Here is an 18,864-nt window from a genome sequence, read left to right as displayed (position 1 = left end):
CCGCGACAAGTTGGCGAAGCTTTTCGGTATTCCGCATGGGTCTTTCCACTGGATGCGCCGGGCCCAGGGCCGGCCGGCTTGTTCCCTAGAAGATGGACGGGCGGCTGTTCTCTGTCAACAGTTTGCGATGTGGGGTATCAATTGAAGACAGTTTGCGGCAATTGTGGTAATAGTTACTATGCGCTATCGCTAGGGCAATGAATTGAGGTATTTTGCGCATGGTAGAGCCGATCAGATTGAATTCCCTGGCCTCCGAGGTGTTCGACCGTGTGGTCGATGCGATCACATCGGGTGAATTCGAGCCTGGCGAAAAGTTATCCGAATCCAAGTTGGCGCGGGAACTGGGCATCAGCCGCGGCCCGATCCGCGAGGCGTTGCAGCGCCTGGAAGGCAAACTGGTGCAGCGCGTCCCGCGCATCGGTGTGCGGGTGATCGAATTCGGTGCCGACGGCTTGCGCCAGCTGTTTTATCTGCGTGAAGCGATGGAAGGCATGGCTGCTCGTCTGGCGGCCGAAAACATCTCGGATCAGGATCTTTTAGAACTGGAAAAGATGCTCAAGCGGCATGAGGACACGATACGGGGCAGCACCGCTTATCGGCAGAAAACCATGGATGAGGATTTTCACTTCACCATTGCCCGCTTGTCGGGATGCACGAATATATCGAATTTGTTGCTAAGTGAGGTCTATTACCAGCTGCGCATCCACCGGCTGAAGTCGTCTTCCCGTCCGGGTCGGGCTGAGGAAGCACTGGCAGAACATAAGAAGATCTTACATTTCTTGCGTGCTCGCGATCCGGATCAGGCTGAGGCTGCGATGCGCGCTCATATCCGATCCGCCCGCGAAAGCACGCTGGCCCTGCTGGATGCGAACGTCTCCGTGTAAAATATGGAAGGCACTTTTGTGCGGGTTCACTTCATGAGAGTCGGTCAGGTTGAGAGAGTTAAAATAGAGTTATATAGAGTTACACATCGTAAAACATTCCGTAAGCCCATAAAAATAAATGGAAAAATTTACGGTCCGGTGTGTGAAATGACGATAACTGGTGTGTGAAATGACGATAACTGGTGTGTGAAATGACGATTCCAGCAAGAGTTATCCACAAGCTGATCGGTGTGTGAAATGACGATGCTTGACTGGCCGTGTGTGAAATGACGATAGTGGGCGATGATGTTTGAAAAGCTGATGTTCCACCGATTCTGGAGGTGTGTGAAATGACGAATATGCGCTCACCTTTGCTGCCTGATCGGCACCCTCAGAAGGATCTTTTTGTCTGTGACATAGTTGATGCCGTGCCTAAGGGTGACATGGCATCGATGGAGCATCCCGTCTTTACTCTCTCGACGAAGCCTGATTTGAAGCCACGACGTTATGAGCGCGGTGACAACTTCATCGAAGTTTCGCCTTCCCGATATGGCTTGGCGACTGTCCATGATCGGGATGTGCTTATTTACTGCATCAGCCAGTGTATGGCGGCGCTTAACGAAGGGCGGCAGGTGACCCGCTCGATGCGCTTCAAAGCGTATGATCTTTTGGTTGCAACCAACCGTCAGACTTCCGGGCAAGGCTATCAGCTTTTGAAGGAAGCGCTTCGTCGGCTTCAGGGCACACAGATTGAGACAAATATTCGTCAGGGAGGCAAGGAATACTACAAGGTCTTCGGTCTGATTGAGTCTGCCGAAATTGTTCGCGAGACGCGCGATGGCAGGATGCTCGACGTAGAGATCAAGTTATCAGATTGGGTCTTCGACGCGATTGAAAACAACCATGTTCTTTCGCTCAACAAGCAATATTTTTTCCTCCGGAAGCCCTTGGAGCGCCGCCTCTATGAATTGGCCCGGAAGCATTGCGGCTCTCAGCCGCAATGGAAGTGCGGGTTGGAGCTTCTGCGCGACAAGTGTGGCTCTGGGTCTACCGTGAAAGAATTCCGCCGGCTGATCGGCAAGATCATCGAAGATGACATGCATCATGATCACATGCCCGACTACCGGATGTCGATTGAAGGCGACAATGTTGTCTTCCGCCCCAAATCAGGAGAAGTGGTTCTCCCCCTACCCTTCCCGGCATTGCGGTTCCGCAATCTTGACACTCATGAAGTGGCGCGCTCCCTGGCACCGGGCTGGGATGTTTACGGTCTGGAGGACGAATGGCGTTCGTGGGTTCATGAGAAAGCAATTGAGGTCAAGGACCCCGATAAGCACTTCCTGGCTTTCTGCAAAAAGCGTGGCGGGTATCAGAATCTCTGATCACAGCCTCGAGTGCGGGCCACGACAAATCGCACGGTCTCAGTGGTGCGTGAAAGTGTAGAGTTAGGTGTGTGAAATGACGAAAATATGTGCATTGCAGTGAACCTCGATCAGTCCACCCTACCCGGTTCATGTCGCTACTGCTGGTTTCATCACCGTCGCCAATGGACAGGGCGCAAGTATCGGAGACGATGAGAGCAGTCTGCAGCCCGGAATTCTTCGAAGTCCAGCGCTCGACCGCGGCGGTCAACGCATCGGCATAGGTGTGCTCTGACATACTCTGCATCTTCTTCTGTCAATGCCGCCTGCGTGATGCGTGAGATTCCGAAGTCACGTTTACCCCGCGCCAACGCGATCCGCGACGATCTAGCGACTCGGGCGGGGGGCGCCCCCCATTGGGGCCTCGGGTTGAGACATCGGGGGGGCGGTCCGCGTGCCGGTCCCCGCCCGGGCCGCGGTTCGGTCAGACGGCCTCGCCGGCGGCGTGGCCCTCGGCGGTTGCTTCCATCAAGTCGAGGGGCGCGCGGGCGTCGCCGACCTTGAGGACCCGTAGGCCGTGGGCATGCAGGGGGTCGGCTAGTGAGACGCGCGGCCTGCGGGGCGTGGCCCAGGCTATCAGCGCAACGTCGGGAAGGAGGGTTTCGGTTCCACTGTGGAGGTTTCGAAGCATGAGCCGGCCCTCGGCGATTGCATCGGACCAGACCGGGGCGCTGGAGCGGGCGACCTCGATCCCCTGACGGTAGAGCCGACGTAGGATGCCCTGGCGAGCCACGATCCAGAGATCTTCGGCCACACCGTCGCGCGGGGTGACCAGAACCACCCGATCAAAGCGGTTACGCAGGAATTCGGCGGCGGCGTGAACGGAGTCGCTCTGGTCCATGTCGTGGATCACTGCGGTGCCGGGGATTCGGCCGGCGCGCCCGACGAGGCCCCAGACCGCAGCGTCGAGGCCCTGCGCCCAGCCCTCGGACGCGGCTTCGGGCGGCAGCCAGTCGGGGACCGACAGCTCCGCGCCTGTGGCGAGGATGACCGCGTCAGGGTTAAGCGCGGTGACGTCTGCCGCCGTTGCGGTCACGCCCAGCTCCAGCTGGACCCCAGCGCGCCGGGCGGCGGCAAGCTGATAGTCGGCGATGCTGGTGACGGTGTCGCCGCCGGGAAGCAGCGCGCGCAGCCGTGTGCGCCCGCCCACCTCGGGGCCGCTGCCGAAGACAGTGACGCGGTGGCCGCGCGTGGCGGCGACCCAGGCGGCCTCCATCCCGGCGACGCCGGCGCCGACCACTACCACCTGACGCGGTGTCGGGGCGGGCGAAGGGCGATGGTCAGCCTCGTCGGGGCGGCCGACGCGTGGGTTGTTGACGCAGCGCAGGGCCGCACCGAACATCGAACCGTAGCCCCAGCAGGTGTTGCACGACAGGCAGTAGCGGATGTCGTGGCTGCGCCCTGCGCGGGCCTTGGAGAACCATGCGGGATCGGCCAGCAGTGTGCGGCCCAGACCGATCATCTCTGCCTCGCCAGCGGCCAGAAGCGCCTCTGCCTCGGCCGGGTCGGTGATCCGGCCGAGCGCCATCAGCGGCACCCCGTTCAGTGCCGGCCGGAGCTGGCGGAACAATCCGCGGAACGGCACCGGCGGGCCGTAGCGGTCGGGAAGGTGATCTTCCAGCGACGGACCGTGGGCGCCCTGGCAGAAGGTGACGTAGTCTACCGCATTGCCGGCGGTCAACTGATGGGCGATGTCGGCGGCGGCCGTCGGATCGATGCCGCCGGGCACGCCGTCGTCGCCCGGTAGCTTCAGCCCGATTACCGTCGCGGTGCCGCAGGCATCACGCAGCGCTGCGATCAGGTCGCGCAGGAGCCGGCAGCGGCGTTCCGCATCGCCGCCATAGTCATCGTCGCGCCGGTTCGACTGCGGCGACAGGAATTGGTGGAACAGATGTCCGTGCCCCGCCGATATCTCGACTCCGGCGAAACCCGCCTGAACCAGCACTGCGGCAGACTCGGCGAAGTCTGCGACAAGGTCACGGATCTGCCAGGGTTGCAGCGCCTCAGGGACGGTCCAGCTCAGGTCGTCGGGCAGCGCCGACGCGCCGATGGCGCGCGGGTTGCGGCCCGGCGCGTGCCGGCCGCGTCCGGGGTCCTGCACCTGCGCGAGCAGCAGGCTGTCGGCCTCAGCCACCTCGCCGGCTAGCCGGCGCAGCCCGTTCAGCGCCGCCGGATTGCGCACCTGCACCCGCGGCAGCTCGGCGTGCTGGCGGATCATCCCCAGCGGCTCGGTCACCACCAGAGCGGCGCCGCCCCGGGCGCGGTTGGCGTTGTAGTTGATCATCGCCTCGGTCACCCGACCGTCGCGTTGCATCCGCGTGGTCATCGAGGCGTGCACGACCCGGTTGCGCAGTCGGTGCCCGGCCAGCTGCAAGGGTGCCGCGAGGTGTGGGAAAGGCTCGGTCATGCGGCGGCTCCTGCGGCGGCGGCCCCTGCGATTGCGCCGAGCGCCACCGCATGGCCGAGGCCGTTGCCTGAGAGATAGCCCTCGGGGGCCGCGCCGGTCAGCCCCAGCGCCGCGCCGCCGGCGGCGTAGAGCCCCGGAACCGGCCGCCCCGCTGGCCCGATCACACGCGCCGCGGCATCGATCGGCAGCCCGCCCTGGGTGTGCGCCAGCGCCCCGGTCACCGCCGCCGCCCAGAACGGCGGCGCGAGCGGGGCGCCGTGGCTGACCCGGCCCAGCGGATCGGCGGCCGTCTCCGCCGCCGCGGCGTTGAACTCCGCCAGCGATCGGGCTAGCGCCGCCTCGGGCAGGCCATGTGCCGCCGCCAGCGCCTCCAGCGTGTCGAACCGGCCCACCGCCCCGCGCGATATGCAATCGCGATAGGCGGCGAAGTGCAGGAACCGCGCGTGCTGCGGCTCGGACCAGATCTCGATCGCTCGGCCGCCGGGGCAGGCCAGCACATGCGCCGCCATCGCTGAAGGCCCGGTATCCTCGCGCACGAAACGCCGGCCGGTGGTATCGACCAGCATGGCGCCCATCGAGGTCAGCCCGATCCCGAGTCGGCCCATCCCGTCCACGGTGGCATGGCCATGTCCTTGATAGCCCTCCAAGAACATACCTTCGATCCCTAGCGCTTCGGTCCAGCGCAGCGCGTCGCCCAGGTTGGTGGGGCTGCCGATGTGCAGCGCCCCGCGCAGTGCTGGGATGTGCCGGGCTACCAAGTCTGCCGCCGCCCCGAAGCCGCCTGAGGCGAGGATGACTGCGTCGACCCGTTCCGTTCGGCCGGCGAGGTTAATGCCGGTGACCCGGCCTGCCTCGATCGCCAACCCCTCGGCCGGGGTGTCGCGCAAGAGCTGCACGCCGGGTAGCGCCGCCGCGTGCTGGAGCATCAGGGCCGCCAGTGCCGGGCCGCTTCGGTCGCCTAGCTCGTGCAGCCGCGGCCGGCTGTGGCCGGCAATGGATCCGCCCTCGACTAGGCCGAAGCGGTCGCCGCAGACCGCCTCAATCAGCGCCAGCGCTGGGGCGGCGCCCGCGGTCACGCAGGTCACCAGCCCCTCGGGCAGGGTGCTGCCGGTGGCCGCGTCGATGTCGGCCCGCCACCGGGCGGGGCTGTCATCGATGCCGGCCGCGGCCTGAGCCGGGGTGCCAGCCGCGGCGATTAGCCCGCCGCCGATGGCGAGGTTCGACTGGCTGCCGTCGCTACGCTCAACCAGCAGGACCTCTGCCCCGGCCCGCGCCGCGGCAAAGGTCGCCGTCAGCCCGGCGGCTCCAGCTCCGGCGATAGCGATGCGTGGCCGCCGGTTCATGGCGCCCCCCGCGCCCGCAGCGCGCGCCACAGCGGCGCCGCAAGCGCCCATACCAGCAGGAGTGCGGTGATCGCCAGGATCGTCCCGCTCAGCGGCCGCTCCAGCATGGCCAGAAAATCGCCCCGGCTCACCAGCAGCGTGCGGCGCAGGTTCTCCTCAAGCAGCGGGCCGAGGATGAAGCCCAGAAGCAAGGGCGCCGGCTCGAACCCGGCCAGCCGCAGCGCGTAGCCCAGCAGCCCGAAGCCGACTACCAGCACCACGTCGAGCACGTTTAGGTTGACCGAGAACACGCCGATGCAGACCAGCACCAGAATGGTGGGATAGAGATAGGCATAGGGAATCCGCAGCAATCGCACCCACAGGTTGATGAGCGGGATGTTGAGCACTGTCAGCATGATGTTGCCGATCCAGAAACTGGCGATTAGCCCCCAGAACAGCTCGGGATTGCGTTCGATCAGCATCGGGCCCGGTGTGATACCGTAGACCATCAGCGCGCCGAGGATCAGCGCCATGGTGGCGCTGCCGGGAATGCCCAGCGTCAGCGTCGGCAGAAAGGCGGTGATGCTTGCGGCGTTGTTGGCGGATTCGGGTGCGGCGATGCCCTCGATCGCGCCCTTGCCGAAGCGCTCGGGGCGGCGCGACACGCGCTTCTCCACGCCGTAGCTGAGAAAGGCGGCGATGGTCTGGCCCGCCCCCGGCAGCGCGCCTATGAACGAGCCGATCAGCGCGCCGCGCGTTGCCGGGGCGGGAAAGGTGTGCATGTCCGCACGCGAGGGGATCATTGAGCGCAGCCCGATCCGGCCCTGCTGTGCGATGCCGCCGGGGCGGCGGATCGACAGCATGACCTCGGACACCCCGAACAGCCCCATTGCCACCACCACGATGCTGAAGCCGTCATAGAGCGCGGGTATCCCGAAGGTGAACCGCTGCGCGCCGGAGTTGATGTCGATCGCGACCGTGCCGAGCAACAGCCCGAACAGCACCATCGTCAACCCGCGCAACGCCGAGCCGCTGCTGATCGTAGCCGCGCTGACCAGCCCCAGCAGGATCACGGCGAAGAACTCGGCCGAGGTGAAATTGCGCGCCAGGTGGACCAGCAGCGGCGCGGCGAATGTCAACACCAAGATGCCTACCGCCGCCCCGAAGAACGAGGCGATCGTGGTGACGAACAGTGCCACCCCCGCCCGGCCCTGTCGCGCCAGCGGGTGGCCGTCGAGGCAGGTCACCGCCGCCGAGGCTGTGCCCGGCAGGTTGAGCAGGATCGAAGCGGTCGAGCCGCCGTATTCGGCGCCGTAGAATACGCCCGCCAGCATCACCAGCGCGGTCGTCGGTTCGAGATAGAACACCACCGGTAGCAGCATGGACACTGCGGCGAGCGAGCCGATGCCCGGCAGCACGCCGATGAAGGTGCCCAGCGTCACGCCGATTAGGCAATAGAGCAGGGTGTTCCACGACAGCGCCACGGCAAAGCCTGCGGCCATGTTGGCGAGCATATCCATCAGAACGGCCACCTCCAGGGCCGGATCGGCATCGCCAGAAGCTGCACGAAGATTAACCAGCACACCGCCGCCGCCGCCGCCGACAGTGGCAGAACCAGCCGCCAGCGCGACCTGCCGTCGGCGAGCGAGGCGATGACGAAACACAGCACCACCGCAGGCACCAGCCCCAGCGGCCGCACCGTGATGGCAAAGGCCAGCACCGCGGCGGGGATGGTGGCAAGGCTCACCCAGTCAACCGGAAGAGGCCAGTCGCCGCTCTCGACTTCGTCGGGGTCCGGGCTGAGGCGCAGTCGCGCCACTTCGGTCAGGGCGCCGAACGTCGCCAGCGCGATTAGGCTGATGGAGATAACCGTGGGAAAGAATCCCGGCCCGATCTGGGCCACCCGGCCGAAGGCCAGCCCCCGCCCAAGCCACAGTGCCAGAACTGCAACCGAGATCAGCAATAGATAGCCAAGCACCGGCCGCCATCGCGCATCGATCATGCGTCCTCCGTCGATCATGCGTCCCCAGTTGGCGGCGCCGCCGCCGCTATGTCTGTCTCCGCGGTGTCCCCTGCCAGCGTGGCCGCCGGGATGGTGTCCCGACGGCCGTGCACTCAGCGCTTGGCCAGCTCCACCGCGCGGGCCCATTTCTCCAGCTCGGCTTGGTGGAAGGCCACCGTGTCGGCCTGCGTGCGGCCATGGATGACGGCACCGATTTCGTCTAGCCGAGCGCGCACCTCGGGCGCCTCCAGCGAGGACTGCAGCTCGCGGGCGAAGGTATCGACGACCTGAGGATCGGTGCCGCTGCGCGCGAAGAGGATGATCCAGGCGGCGGTGTCGAAGCCGGGGATCGTCTCAGATACAGCTCGCACCTCGGGATAGTTTGGTGAGCGGTCGTGCGAGGTGACCGCTATCGGGATGACCTCGCCCGCCTCGATCTGGCCGGGCAGCGAGGGTAGCCCCTCGGTGGCGACGTCTATCTCGCCGGAGATCAGCGCCTGGATCGCCAGCGAGCCGCCGCGATAGGGCACATGGATCATGTCGAGCCCGAGTTCGGCGTTGACCAGCTCCATCGCTAGATGCGAGGTCGAGCCTTCGCCCGAGGAGCCGAAGCGCAGCTCGCCCGGCCGTGATCGCGCCAGTTCGGCCAGATCATCCAGCGTGGTGATGCCTAGCCGCGGGGCGACGCAGATCGCCTGCGGGAAGCTGACGACATGGCTCACAGCAACAAAGTCGGAGCGTGCGTCATAGGGCAGGTCGGGCAGCAGCGACGGGTTGATCCCCATCGAACCCGAGGAGCCGACAAGGAAGGTCGTCCCGTCGGCCTCGGCCCGGGCGACAGCTTCGGTTCCGATCACCCCCGAGGCCCCGGTCCGGTTCTCGACCAGAAAGGGGCTGCCGAGCCGCGCCGTCAGGTTGTCGGCCAGTAGCCGCGCGACCACGTCCACCGCCGAGCCGGCGGAGAAGGGGTTGATCAGCATTACCGGCTGCGATGTCCAGGATTGTGCCGCGAGCGGGCGGACTCCCGCGAGCGCCACAGTTGCGGTGGAGCTGAGAATCATGGTTCGACGGTTCATCATGGTCTGATTTCCTCCCTTTTGGCGGCGATTATCTCGCACTGTCTTGATCGAAGACTAGGAGAGAGATCTGTAAACTGTCAATCGTAAGCATCATTCCTCGCCGGAGGTGGTGGTCGGGACGCCAACCGCCGACGATGCCGGGGACACGGAAGCCGCGCCCGTCCCGGCCGTGGCGGAACATGGAGGCAACCAGTTTGCTAATGTTTTTGCCGCGGCTGACCTTGGCCTGCGCCGCGACGAAATCGCCCGTTAAGTCATGCGTTGAGCGTATAGCATAGGGGGGGGTGGATGCGGGGGGCTGAGGAGATTCTCAAGCACTCCGACGCGCGACTGGAGGGGATGGACGGCGGGAAAGCGATGATTGTCTGTATGTCCCGCGGGATCTGCGTCGAGGTATACAACCGGATCGTCGCGGCATGGCTCGACTGCACCCCTTATCCTGCCGCACCCCGCAGGATCTCAGCATGCATTGATAGATATGGTTGGCTGCTACCATGCACGCTGCTTTGATTACCTAAACGGTTACTTTTGACCAAAGCCCCCCTGCCCTTCCTGATTTCAATAAGTTGGTCGTGACCTAACTTGGGGTCGATACCACTGGGGACTTGAGGTCACACCGCCCACGTTTTCTCACCGGCGGAATGATGGAGAGCCTAGCTTAACCAAGGTGATTGGCGAGCAGCGCCAACATGTGTAAACCGGATAAATAGATTTACCGGATTTTATTTTTGTAGAGTTCCCAGGCCTCCTCAATGATCACACCCTGCTGCACGCCCCTACGGCGAGCTTCGTTTGCAATCTCATCAGAAACTTGAGGCATAACTTTTGCGTGGACTTGTCCGGTCCTTGGGCTCGGCTTTCGTCCGCGGCGCTTCCCGACGTTACGGGGAACAAAGCCATGATCATCCCCTGCCCTATCGGTCTTCTCGATGGCTTGTGGACTCGTATCTTTAGCCCTCGACTTCAGCCGGCCCAAATCGACACTGAACGGCTTTCCTTCCGTCATTTCATCCCTCTCCTGCGAGACGTTTGTAGACCGCCTGCGCGAAACTTGCTGCATTCTCGATAGCGGCTTCCATGTTGCCTTGGGCCGGCATGGACCGAAGACTTCCACCGAACTCGAACAGCGCCGAGAAGGCCGCGCGTTCCATCAACGGCGGATCGATTACATCGACCCCTTGTGTCGCCAACGACTCTGCGATCCCTGAGTGCTGCTTTGATTTGATTGCCTTCGTCATCGTAAATACGACAGCATGAGGTATCTTTCGGTCCAAGGCCTCTTCCTCTTCCGCGATAAGTGCTAGGGCGCGGACGCCGATTGTCGCATCCAAAGTTGTCGCTCGCATCGGCGTAATCACGAGATCCGCTTGGCTGATTGCGCGAGACACCAAGCGTGATGCGACCCCCTCAAGGTCGACGACGACAATTTTCCCATCCTGATCGTGCTGCTTGATCGTTCGGACTATCTCTGACTCCCCGATGTTCGAGAGGATCGACATCCGTATTGGGAGAGGTGCCCTCTCGGCCCACATTCTGAGGGATGCGTTTGGGTCGCAGTCGATCATGACAATCTCTGCTCCCGCATGCGCGAGTTCAGTTCCAAGTATGACGGCAGTCGTGGACTTTCCCGCGCCCCCCTTCGGAGAGGCGATGACGATCGTAGGCATGTGATCTCCTGATTTTCGCCACCAACTTTTACCAGATATTTTCAAATATCCAATAACTAAAACAATCTGGTTTTTATTTTTATCCGATTATTTTATTTACCGGATATTTATAAGAACCTGTATTGCATGAGCTATCTTGGAACCAAGCCGAGCATCGGCCGCGCCTTCATCCTCCCAACAAATCCGTCGCCGGGTTTTCGCTGATCTCGACATCCGCATAGTATTTCTGGGCCTGGGTGACGGAGCGATGCAGGCTGAGCTGCATGGCGGCGGCCAAAGGTGCGCCGTCGAGGGCGGCCTGGGTCAGAAAGCCAGAGCGCAGCCCATGCGGGGTGGCGTAATCCGCAGGCAGCCCCGCAAGACGCAATCGGTGGCGCAGGATCACCCGCAGCGCATCGGGTGCGAGGCGGCGGGGCAGGGGGCGGTCGGATCTCGACACCGGGCGGAACAAGGGGCCCTCCGCCATCCCCGTCACGTCGAGCCAATGCACCAGGGCGCGGGCGGCCCGGCCTTTCAGCGGCAAGCGTGGCGCCTGGTCCGGTCGCGTGGTCTTGGTCTCCAGAAGTCGCAACCAGAGCCGGCCCGTCGCGGCGAAATCCTCCCGGCCGATGTCTTCGACATTCAGCGCCGTCACTTCCGCCCGCCGCCGCCCGCCCGAGGCAAAGGCGAGCATCAGGAGCGCCCGGTCGCGGATCCCGCGGTGGCTGGCATCACAACTCGCGAGCAGGGCCTCGAGGATCTCCCGCGTCACCGGCTTTGGCGATTTCGGGACCCGGGGCCTGGCCAGGGCGCGCCGCGCCTTCTTCCGGGCCTGCTGCACCAGCGGCGCCGTGAAGGGGGAGGGCAGGTTGCGCATCCGGTGGAACGCCTGCCAGCTGGCGATGCGACGGTCGAGCGTGGCCGGGGCGGGCGCAGCCAAGCTGCGGCGCAGCCCGCGCGCGATCAACTCAAGCGCCACGTCCTGAGCCGGTCCGGGCTGCTCGGTCAGGTCCTGCGCATGATCGAGAAGGAACCGCAGCGCCACCGCCTCCTCCTCGGGCCAGGACAGCGGGGTGCTGAAAGCCGCGCCCTTCCAGACCGCAAGATAGGCCAGATCGCGTTCCCAGGCCCGCAGTGTGTTGGCGGGTGTTCCGCGGCGATAGAGCTCGGTCAGCGCAGCTGCGTCGGCCTCGGATAGTTGGATGCCAGTGGGCAGGGTGAGCGGGGTCATGGCGCAACCTTGAAAGGGGAAGGCAAAAATGCGATATGTAAGGCGAATGCAACTTCTGCCTTGGAGGGCGCGATGCAGGAATCCACGGTCACCAGCAAGGGCCAGACCACCCTGCCGAAAGAAGTGCGGACGGCGCTGGGGCTGAGCCCTGGTGACCGGCTGCGGTATATGATCCTCGATGACGGCGAGGTGCGGCTTGTCCGGCTCCAGCCCGTTGCCGGGCTTGCAGGCCTTCTGAAGACCCGGGTCTCGCGGGTCGTCAGCCTCGAGGAGATGGAAGCGGCGATCGCCGAAGGGGCAACGGACCTGTGATCGGGCTCGACACCAATGTGCTGGTCCGGTTTCTCGTTCAGGACGACCCGGACCAGGCCCGGGCGGCCTCCGCGGTGATCGGGACCCTGACCGAAGCGGAGCCCGGCTTTGTCTGCCGCGAGGTTCTGGTCGAACTGGTCTGGGTGCTGGAGCGGGCCTATCGCCTGCCGCGCAGCGACATCGCCCAGGCCCTCGAAGGACTCCTGGAGGCCCGCGAGCTGGTGATCGAGACCGCGGACCGGGTCGCTGTCGCCGTCGATCGCTATCGCAAGGGCGGCGCAGGCTTTGCCGATCAGATGGTCGCCCTGGCCGGGCAGGGGGCGGGCTGCCGGGAAACGGTGACTTTCGATCGCAAGGCGGCAAGCCTGCCCGGCATGCGGGCGCTGGGGGGAGTGGCGGATCATTGAGCGGGCCTTCGGGCGGCGGGAACCCGGCCAGTCTGCGGCCGCCTTGGCTTGAGTTCAAGAGTCACGATAAGAGAGACTTATCGTGATCAAAAACGCCGCGGGAAAAAGTCCCGGGTGCTGCGCTTTTTCTGCATTTTTTTGCGCAATATGGGTGTAATCTTCCTTCTGTCATGTCCTGCCCCAAACTCTCGTAACCCGATGATCCTGCGCCTCGAACAGCATCGTCCCGACCGGAACCGCTTCCGGTTTCATGAGATCGAGATCGGGCCGGATCTCTTCGATATCACCTGCCTGCGGCACCGCTGGGGCCGGATCGGTCGCTGGAGCCGGGAGCGGATCGAGAGCTTCGCCTCCGAAGACGCCGCACGGGCCGCGGCCGATGACCTGGCCCGGCGCAAGACCCGGCGCGGCTATGTCCTCTTGCCGCAGCAACTCGACCTGCCGCTGGGCGATCCCGGATGACCGGTGGGGGCCCGGACGCGGAAGAGACGGCCGAGGCCGATCTGTGGTTCCTGCCCGGGCCGGATCCTGAGGCTGACGATCTGCCGCCCGGCGCCTCGCCACTACCGCGGGCACCCCGGACCCCGCTCTTTGATCCCGCGCCCTGGCGTGCGGCCCAGGACTTCCTGAGTTCTGACCTGGCGCGGCTGACCCAGGTCTTCGGGGAACTCGACGGCCGCTTGCGCGGGGCGGGGGAGGGCCTGCTGCAGCGTCTGGCCCTGCGCGAGGTGGCGGACCTGTCATGGTGGCTGGGCGACCGGCTGTCGGGGGAGCGGATCGGGCTCTGGGCCGCGCTGCGGATCGGCTCCACCGAGGATACCGAACAGGCCCTGGCCCGCGCCGGCTGGGCGCTGCGCCGGCTTTCAGGCGGGCCGCCCCCCGGTGCGGGGCTCGCGGCGTTTCTGGAACGGGCAGGGGAGGCGTCGGACGGGGTGCGAGGAACGGGCCTGCCGAATGGTGAGACCGGGACACTGGCGGATCTGTCGGACCTGCTGGTCCTGGCCGAGGGGTTGCATCCGGTGGTGCAGGGGGCCTTCCTGTTCCACGCTTGGCGGGCCCTGGATCCCTCGCCGACCCGCGACATCGAAGCGGCCGTGCTCGCGGCGCGCCAGGGGGCCACCATGACACGCCGGCCGGGGCAGGGGGCCCTGTTCCTGCCGCTGGCGATGACCGGGACCCGGACCCTGCGCGGGCAGGGCGATCCCGCCCACAAGCTCTCGGCCTGGATTGCCGGGGCCGAACAGGCCAGTCTCGCCGCGCTGCTGCAGCTTGACCGGATCGCGGCCTGGGAGCAGGCGGCGCAGGCTGCGGTGGCCGATCTTTCCGGCCGCACCCCGGCGCGTCTGCTTGCCGTCTTCGCCGCCTGGCCACTGGTCACTGCGCCCTTGGCGGAGGCCAAAACCGGGGCGTCCCGCGCCGCCGTCCAGCGTAATATCGACCGGCTCGTGGTGCGAGGCCTTCTGCGCGAGGTGACCGGGCAGGGGCGCTACAGGGTCTGGACCGCAGCTTTGTGAGGCGGGGGCGTTTCCCCAAAGACAAACAGAAGGGCGCCACCCTGGAGTGACGCCCTCTTGACTGGATCTATTCGTTGAAGGCTCAGTCGACGCTGTTGCGTGCGGCCTGCAGCCACTGATCGACAGTCGCTCGGTTCTTCTCGATCCATTCCGCAGCTTGGCGTTCGATATCGTCGTCGCCGTTCCGCATCGCGAGATTCTGCGCCATGCTATCCGCCAATGGAATCGAGGCCTGCTCCAGCAGGACCCGAACGGCCGGGTTCTCTTCGAGGAATGCAGTATTTGCCACGGGTGCGATATCGCCCGGTGTAAAACCGACTTTGCAGGGATCCGCAACGCAACCCTCGACGCCGTCGATGCTCGGTGCATCCGGCAGATTGGCGCCCTCAATGGTCTCGCTGGGCACCTCGATCCACATCACATCCTCGCCTGGCTTCAGTTCTGCCAGGGTCCAGTTCGGCGTCCAGGTGTAGAACAAGATATGCTCGCCGTTCGAATAGGCGCCGATGGCATCGGCCATCGCCGCCGGATAGCCCGCCTTGATCGGGTTGACATGATCGCGCAGATCGTAGGCGTCGAGATGCTGGTCAATCAGGATCTCACAGCCCCAGCCCGGCGGGCAGGCGACCAGATCGGCCATACCGTCGCCATTGCGGTCGAACGCTGCCTTCACCTCGTCGCGCTTGAAATCGTCGAGGGTCCGGATGTTGAATTCCTCTGCGGCGGCCTTGTCGACCAGGTAGCCCTGAAGCGCGCCGGCCTTGATCACCGCGCCGACGAATTCGGCACTGCCTTCGATCGTGGGAAGATAGGGATTATGCAGCGGAATATCGCCATCTACCCAGAGGTCGACATCGCCGAGCGCCACCGATTGGTAGAATGCCGGGTTATCGAGGGTCAGTGGGCCCTCGACCGTGAAGCCCAGTTCTTCAAGAAGTTGGCCGTAGACCTCGCCATGGAACCATCCGGTATCCCAGGTCGCGCGGGCCATGCGGACGGTCTTGCCTTCGCCGGGATTGTCTTGCGCCAGCGCCCCTACGGGCAGGGCACCAACAATCAGGGCGGCAATGGCACATGCGTGTCGAAAGGGTCGGGTCATTTCTGTCTCCAGTCATGCGTTTTCGAATGCCCGCCCAAACGGCGGACGCAAGGCCGGGCCCGAAAACCGAAGGCCCGGCGGGGCGAGGTCGCGTCAGGCGCGCGTCTCGTTCAAGACGGCCGTGCCCCGGCCGCGGAAAATTGAAGTGAGGATCTGGCGCAGCGAAGCGCGATGGCCTGTGCGAGGCTCGACAAGTCCCTGAGTGATCCGGTCGAGGACGATGGCCAGGATCACGATGGCCACACCCCCCGTGGTCGCGGCACCCACGTCCAGCCTTCCGAGGCCGGTATTGACCACAAGCCCGAGTCCACCCGCACCAATAAGTGCTGCGATAACCACCATCGACAAGGCCAGCATCAGGGTCTGGTTCAAGCCCGCCATGATGGTGCGCATGGCCAAGGGCAGTTGCACATCCAGTAGCATCTGGCGCGGGGTCGCCCCGAAGGCGGTGGCTGCCTCGATCAGGTCGGCGCGCACGTTGCGGATCCCCAGATTTGTCATGCGAATGATCGGGGGCAAAGCGAAGATGATCGTGGCGATAATGCCCGGTGCCATGCCGACACCAAACAGCATGACGATCGGAACAAGATAGACGAAAGACGGGACCGTCTGCATGATGTCGAGAATGGGTCGGATGATGCGCCAACCAAGATCACTTCGGGCCGCGAAGATGCCGATCGGCAACCCCATGATCGCACAGAACAACACCGAGGTGATGATCATCGAGAGCGAGGTCATGGTATCGGCCCAGAGCCCCATCATGTCGATGATGGAAAAGCCAACAAGAGTGAAGATCGCCAGGCCGCGACCGGTGAACCGCCAGGACATCACCGCGAATGCCGCGGTGATCACGATCATCGGCACCCAGGCGAAGAAGGCATCGAGCGCGTTCAGAACCTCGTTGATCGGCACCTGCATGGCGCGGAAGAAGGGGCGGAAATTCGGGACCAGAAAGCCACGAACAAAGGTGTTGATCCAGTCGTCAAACGGAATCATCACAAAATCGGATGGGCTGAGCATGGGTATTCCTCCTGCCTGCAGCGGACTCAGGCCGCGCTGGCGGCGCTTTCGTCGGTGACGGGGGCGGATGCTTCCGGCTCAGGCGGTTGGTCTTCACCCGCAAGCTGCGAAAGAATTGCGGCCGGCGGAACAGCTCCGATCAGCCTGCCCTGGGGATCCGTCACGGCAATCGGAAGACCGGTGCTGGCCGGGCCATACATCTCGTTCAGAAAGCTCGAGCCTTCGACGACGGGCGCGTCGGATTGCATTGCGAGATCGACCCGCGTCACGGGCTCGCCCTCGGTAAGGTCGCGACGGGTAACGACGCCGACTACGCAGCCATCATCGACAACATGCGCAGCTTCACTGCCCGCGGCATCCATCGCGCGCAAAGCCTCATCGACAGAAGCGCCGGGGGGCACGGATGCAGCTTCCTGTGCGACATCCGCCGCGGTGAAAACCCGGCTGCGGTCGATGTCGGCAACAAAGGCGCGCACATAGTCGTCAGCCGGGTTCGAGACGATTTCCTGCGCAGTTCCGACCTGGACAAAGACGCCATCCTTCATGATGGCGATCCGGTCTCCCAGAAGCAGAGCCTCATTCAGGTCATGGGTGATGAAGACGATGGCCTTGCCCAATTTGCGCTGCAGCACGCGTAGCTCATCTTGCATTTCGCGGCGGATCAGCGGATCGAGGGCTCCGAAAGGCTCGTCCATCAGCAAAATCTCGGGGTCGGTTGCCAGTCCGCGCGCAAGGCCGACCCGTTGCTGCATGCCGCCCGAGAGTTCCGAGGGCAGGCTATCGGCGTAATCTTCCAGCCCCACCTGCGCCAGGGCCTTGATGGCTGCCTCGCGGCGCGCGGCGCGTCCGACACCTTTCACCTTCAGGCCGAAGGCCACATTTTCGGCCACGGTCATATGCGGAAACAAGGCAAAATGCTGGAACACCATGGTGATTTCGCGGCGGCGCACATCGCGCAAGCGGGCCTCGCCACAAGAGGCGATCTCTGCGCCGTCGATCCAGATTTCTCCAGCCGTTGGCGGAACAAGCCCGTTCAGCATTCGGACCAGGGTGGACTTGCCCGACCCCGATAGCCCCATGATGACGAAAATCTCGCCTTCATGAACTTCGAAGCTCACATCATTTACGGCGACGGTCGCGCCCGTAGCGCGGAAGATGTCCTCCTTGGACTCTCCCCGGTTGAGGCGGGCAAGTGCCTCTCCGGACCTGTCGTTGAAGAGCTTTACAGCTCCTTTGGCGACTAATTTCACGTTCATGTGAGGCGTCATATACCAAAGTCGCCTGAGACAAAACCCAAAACAATCAATGAGAGATTATCAACCCATTATGAATAACCATGGGTTGAGCGCGGGTGGCGGCGAAGCAATTTAATATCTCGCGCGGGACGGTTAAGAAGATGTTGGCCTTCTCGGCGCCGCCTGGCTATCGGCGGAAGGCGGCGATCAGGCGCTCGAGGTTGGATGGGTTCACCGAGATCATCGACACCTGATTTGAGGTCGAGAAGGCCGTGCATCGCAAGCAGCGTCACACGGCCAAGCGGATATCCGGCAGGGAGGTGGGCCTGGCTGGCATATTCGGACGGGGTGACTCTCTCAGCTGCCTATCCGGCAGGGAGGGATGCTCCGTCTAGTCTCGAGAGCCCGCTCGATCTCTCAGCTGCCTATCCGGCAGGGAGGATTTTCGGCCCCTTCTTGGCTAGTCACTAAAATCTCTCAGCTGCCTATCCGGCAGGGAGGGATGTAATAGGTCGCCTGCCCCGTCAGCTTGTTCTCTCAGCTGCCTATCCGGCAGGGAGGTCGCCCTTCATGGTTTCCGAGATCTGGTAGTATCTCTCAGCTGCCTATCCGGCAGGGAGGACGTCCAACTGGTTGCCAACGTCATTGGTGCCTCTCTCAGCTGCCTATCCGGCAGGGAGGACCACCGCATTCGGCACGGCCCGCAGCATCAATCTCTCAGCTGCCTATCCGGCAGGGAGGCCAGCGAAACCCTGCAAATCTACACTCTCACGTCTCTCAGCTGCCTATCCGGCAGGGAGGCCAGCGAAACCCTGCAAATCTACACTCTCACGTCTTTCAGCTGCCTATCCGGCAGGGAGGTTCATTCAAGTTTACACCTGTTGCGTCGGCATTCTCTCAGCTGCCTATCCGGCAGGGAGGCGCCAAAGCGTAGACCCGGCAGTCCAGCGCCTTCTCTCAGCTGCCTATCCGGCAGGGAGGAGTTTTTACTCAACGGGCTGGCCGAGCGAGGGTCTCTCAGCTGCCTATCCGGCAGGGAGGTCTTTGTATGGTTAGAGCATCGTTCAGAGACATCTCTCAGCTGCCTATCCGGCAGGGAGGATGTCGAACGGCCAGATGACCGTGCGCTTCACTCTCTCAGCTGCCTATCCGGCAGGGAGGCTTGATTTTGCTAGGTTCGCGGCGTCCTTCCGTCTCTCAGCTGCCTATCCGGCAGGGAGGGTTTCTGGTAGGGTAATCCCCCCCGAAAGTAAGGGGCTGCATAAGTAGAATTTTCTCGGCAAGATGAACGAGGAGATTCTGAATG

16 protein-coding genes, 1 pseudogene and 1 CRISPR repeat array are annotated in these 18,864 nt (G+C 63.9%); of the genes and pseudogenes, 7 read left to right on the top strand and 10 right to left on the bottom strand.

Annotated features, from left to right (window positions below; translation table 11 throughout):
- Positions 1-218 precede the first annotated feature (218 nt).
- Both MXB90_RS16435 and MXB90_RS16430 read left to right on the top strand, forming a co-directional pair.
- Positions 219-884, top strand: coding sequence for a GntR family transcriptional regulator (locus tag MXB90_RS16435; protein ID WP_250046513.1), 666 nt, complete (start codon positions 219-221; stop codon positions 882-884).
- Positions 885-1,213: 329 nt separating this feature from the next.
- The gene (locus MXB90_RS16430; protein ID WP_250046512.1) at positions 1,214-2,245 is read left to right on the top strand and encodes a replication initiator protein A; all 1,032 of its coding nucleotides are present in this window, start codon (positions 1,214-1,216) and stop codon (positions 2,243-2,245) included.
- Positions 2,246-2,708: 463 nt separating this feature from the next.
- On the opposite strand, the gene MXB90_RS16425 is transcribed toward MXB90_RS16430, so the two are convergent.
- From MXB90_RS16425 to MXB90_RS16395, 7 genes are all read right to left on the bottom strand, one after another.
- Positions 2,709-4,691 (bottom strand): oxidoreductase, encoded by a 1,983-nt coding sequence (locus MXB90_RS16425; RefSeq protein WP_250046511.1) that lies wholly within the window; start codon positions 4,689-4,691, stop codon positions 2,709-2,711.
- Complete coding sequence (locus tag MXB90_RS16420; RefSeq protein ID WP_250046510.1) at positions 4,688-6,034, bottom strand: FAD-dependent oxidoreductase; 1,347 nt, start codon at positions 6,032-6,034, stop codon at positions 4,688-4,690. The genes MXB90_RS16425 and MXB90_RS16420 overlap by 4 nt, the downstream gene beginning before the upstream one ends.
- Entirely contained in the window at positions 6,031-7,533 is a 1,503-nt protein-coding gene (locus MXB90_RS16415) for a tripartite tricarboxylate transporter permease (protein ID WP_250046509.1), read from the bottom strand. The genes MXB90_RS16420 and MXB90_RS16415 overlap by 4 nt, the downstream gene beginning before the upstream one ends.
- Positions 7,533-8,015, bottom strand: a complete 483-nt coding sequence (locus MXB90_RS16410) for a tripartite tricarboxylate transporter TctB family protein (RefSeq protein ID WP_250046508.1) — start codon at positions 8,013-8,015, stop codon at positions 7,533-7,535. The genes MXB90_RS16415 and MXB90_RS16410 overlap by 1 nt, the downstream gene beginning before the upstream one ends.
- A 113-nt stretch (positions 8,016-8,128) precedes the next feature.
- Positions 8,129-9,094 (bottom strand): Bug family tripartite tricarboxylate transporter substrate binding protein, encoded by a 966-nt coding sequence (locus tag MXB90_RS16405; protein ID WP_250046507.1) that lies wholly within the window; start codon positions 9,092-9,094, stop codon positions 8,129-8,131.
- 1,007 nt (positions 9,095-10,101) lie between these two features.
- The gene (locus MXB90_RS16400; protein WP_250046506.1) at positions 10,102-10,761 is read right to left on the bottom strand and encodes a ParA family protein; all 660 of its coding nucleotides are present in this window, start codon (positions 10,759-10,761) and stop codon (positions 10,102-10,104) included.
- A 166-nt stretch (positions 10,762-10,927) separates the two neighbouring features.
- Positions 10,928-11,971, bottom strand: a complete 1,044-nt coding sequence (locus tag MXB90_RS16395; protein ID WP_250046505.1) for a tyrosine-type recombinase/integrase — start codon at positions 11,969-11,971, stop codon at positions 10,928-10,930.
- A gap of 72 nt (positions 11,972-12,043) precedes the next feature.
- Here MXB90_RS16395 and MXB90_RS16390 point away from each other — a divergent pair, with 72 nt between their 5' ends.
- The 4 genes from MXB90_RS16390 to MXB90_RS16375 all read left to right on the top strand — a co-directional run bounded on the left by MXB90_RS16390 (position 12,044) and on the right by MXB90_RS16375 (position 14,204).
- A complete protein-coding gene (locus MXB90_RS16390) occupies positions 12,044-12,283 on the top strand; it encodes an AbrB/MazE/SpoVT family DNA-binding domain-containing protein (protein ID WP_250046504.1) in 240 nt (79 codons plus the stop codon).
- Positions 12,280-12,690: a PIN domain-containing protein gene (locus tag MXB90_RS16385; protein ID WP_250046503.1), complete on the top strand. Its 411-nt coding sequence runs from the start codon at positions 12,280-12,282 to the stop codon at positions 12,688-12,690. Before MXB90_RS16390 ends, MXB90_RS16385 begins: the two co-directional genes overlap by 4 nt.
- Positions 12,691-12,888: 198 nt before the next feature.
- Entirely contained in the window at positions 12,889-13,152 is a 264-nt protein-coding gene (locus MXB90_RS16380) for a WGR domain-containing protein (protein WP_250046502.1), read from the top strand.
- Positions 13,149-14,204 (top strand): helix-turn-helix domain-containing protein, encoded by a 1,056-nt coding sequence (locus tag MXB90_RS16375; protein ID WP_250046501.1) that lies wholly within the window; start codon positions 13,149-13,151, stop codon positions 14,202-14,204. Before MXB90_RS16380 ends, MXB90_RS16375 begins: the two co-directional genes overlap by 4 nt.
- A gap of 82 nt (positions 14,205-14,286) precedes the next feature.
- On the opposite strand, the gene proX is transcribed toward MXB90_RS16375, so the two are convergent.
- The 3 genes from proX to MXB90_RS16360 form a co-directional block, all read right to left on the bottom strand.
- Complete coding sequence (proX, locus tag MXB90_RS16370; protein WP_250046500.1) at positions 14,287-15,303, bottom strand: glycine betaine/L-proline ABC transporter substrate-binding protein ProX; 1,017 nt, start codon at positions 15,301-15,303, stop codon at positions 14,287-14,289.
- A 93-nt stretch (positions 15,304-15,396) separates the two neighbouring features.
- Complete coding sequence (locus MXB90_RS16365) at positions 15,397-16,323, bottom strand: ABC transporter permease (protein ID WP_250046499.1); 927 nt, start codon at positions 16,321-16,323, stop codon at positions 15,397-15,399.
- Positions 16,324-16,349: 26 nt separating this feature from the next.
- Positions 16,350-17,579 carry a quaternary amine ABC transporter ATP-binding protein gene (locus MXB90_RS16360; protein ID WP_250046498.1) on the bottom strand — a complete coding sequence of 410 codons (1,230 nt, stop codon included), beginning with the start codon at positions 17,577-17,579 and terminating at the stop codon, positions 16,350-16,352.
- A 95-nt stretch (positions 17,580-17,674) separates the two neighbouring features.
- Between MXB90_RS16360 and MXB90_RS17890 the strand changes: the two are divergent.
- Positions 17,675-17,875: pseudogene (locus tag MXB90_RS17890) on the top strand (IS21 family transposase); the annotation flags it as partial.
- A 36-nt stretch (positions 17,876-17,911) separates the two neighbouring features.
- Positions 17,912-18,779: a CRISPR direct-repeat array (repeat unit 28 nt; unit sequence TCTCTCAGCTGCCTATCCGGCAGGGAGG).
- Between the last annotated feature and the right edge of the window lie 85 nt (positions 18,780-18,864).

This window comes from Phaeovulum molybdatiresistens (assembly GCF_023544865.1).
Classification (GTDB): Bacteria; Pseudomonadota; Alphaproteobacteria; order Rhodobacterales; family Rhodobacteraceae; genus Pontitalea.
Note: the sequence above shows the minus strand (reverse complement) of the source record. Positions and strands in the feature narration are given on the sequence as shown.

Excerpts from the sequence above, each read along its gene's own strand:
- MXB90_RS16435 (WP_250046513.1), top strand. The coding sequence starts at position 219 with ATGGTAGAGCCGATCAGATTGAATTCCCTGGCCTCCGAGGTGTTCGAC.
- MXB90_RS16430 (WP_250046512.1), top strand. The coding sequence starts at position 1,214 with ATGACGAATATGCGCTCACCTTTGCTGCCTGATCGGCACCCTCAGAAG.
- MXB90_RS16425 (WP_250046511.1), bottom strand. The coding sequence starts at position 4,691 with ATGACCGAGCCTTTCCCACACCTCGCGGCACCCTTGCAGCTGGCCGGG.
- MXB90_RS16420 (WP_250046510.1), bottom strand. The coding sequence starts at position 6,034 with ATGAACCGGCGGCCACGCATCGCTATCGCCGGAGCTGGAGCCGCCGGG.
- MXB90_RS16415 (WP_250046509.1), bottom strand. The coding sequence starts at position 7,533 with ATGGATATGCTCGCCAACATGGCCGCAGGCTTTGCCGTGGCGCTGTCG.
- MXB90_RS16410 (WP_250046508.1), bottom strand. The coding sequence starts at position 8,015 with ATGATCGATGCGCGATGGCGGCCGGTGCTTGGCTATCTATTGCTGATC.
- MXB90_RS16405 (WP_250046507.1), bottom strand. The coding sequence starts at position 9,094 with ATGATGAACCGTCGAACCATGATTCTCAGCTCCACCGCAACTGTGGCG.
- MXB90_RS16400 (WP_250046506.1), bottom strand. The coding sequence starts at position 10,761 with ATGCCTACGATCGTCATCGCCTCTCCGAAGGGGGGCGCGGGAAAGTCC.
- MXB90_RS16395 (WP_250046505.1), bottom strand. The coding sequence starts at position 11,971 with ATGACCCCGCTCACCCTGCCCACTGGCATCCAACTATCCGAGGCCGAC.
- MXB90_RS16390 (WP_250046504.1), top strand. The coding sequence starts at position 12,044 with ATGCAGGAATCCACGGTCACCAGCAAGGGCCAGACCACCCTGCCGAAA.
- MXB90_RS16380 (WP_250046502.1), top strand. The coding sequence starts at position 12,889 with ATGATCCTGCGCCTCGAACAGCATCGTCCCGACCGGAACCGCTTCCGG.
- MXB90_RS16375 (WP_250046501.1), top strand. The coding sequence starts at position 13,149 with ATGACCGGTGGGGGCCCGGACGCGGAAGAGACGGCCGAGGCCGATCTG.
- proX (WP_250046500.1), bottom strand. The coding sequence starts at position 15,303 with ATGACCCGACCCTTTCGACACGCATGTGCCATTGCCGCCCTGATTGTT.
- MXB90_RS16365 (WP_250046499.1), bottom strand. The coding sequence starts at position 16,323 with ATGCTCAGCCCATCCGATTTTGTGATGATTCCGTTTGACGACTGGATC.
- MXB90_RS16360 (WP_250046498.1), bottom strand. The coding sequence starts at position 17,579 with ATGAACGTGAAATTAGTCGCCAAAGGAGCTGTAAAGCTCTTCAACGAC.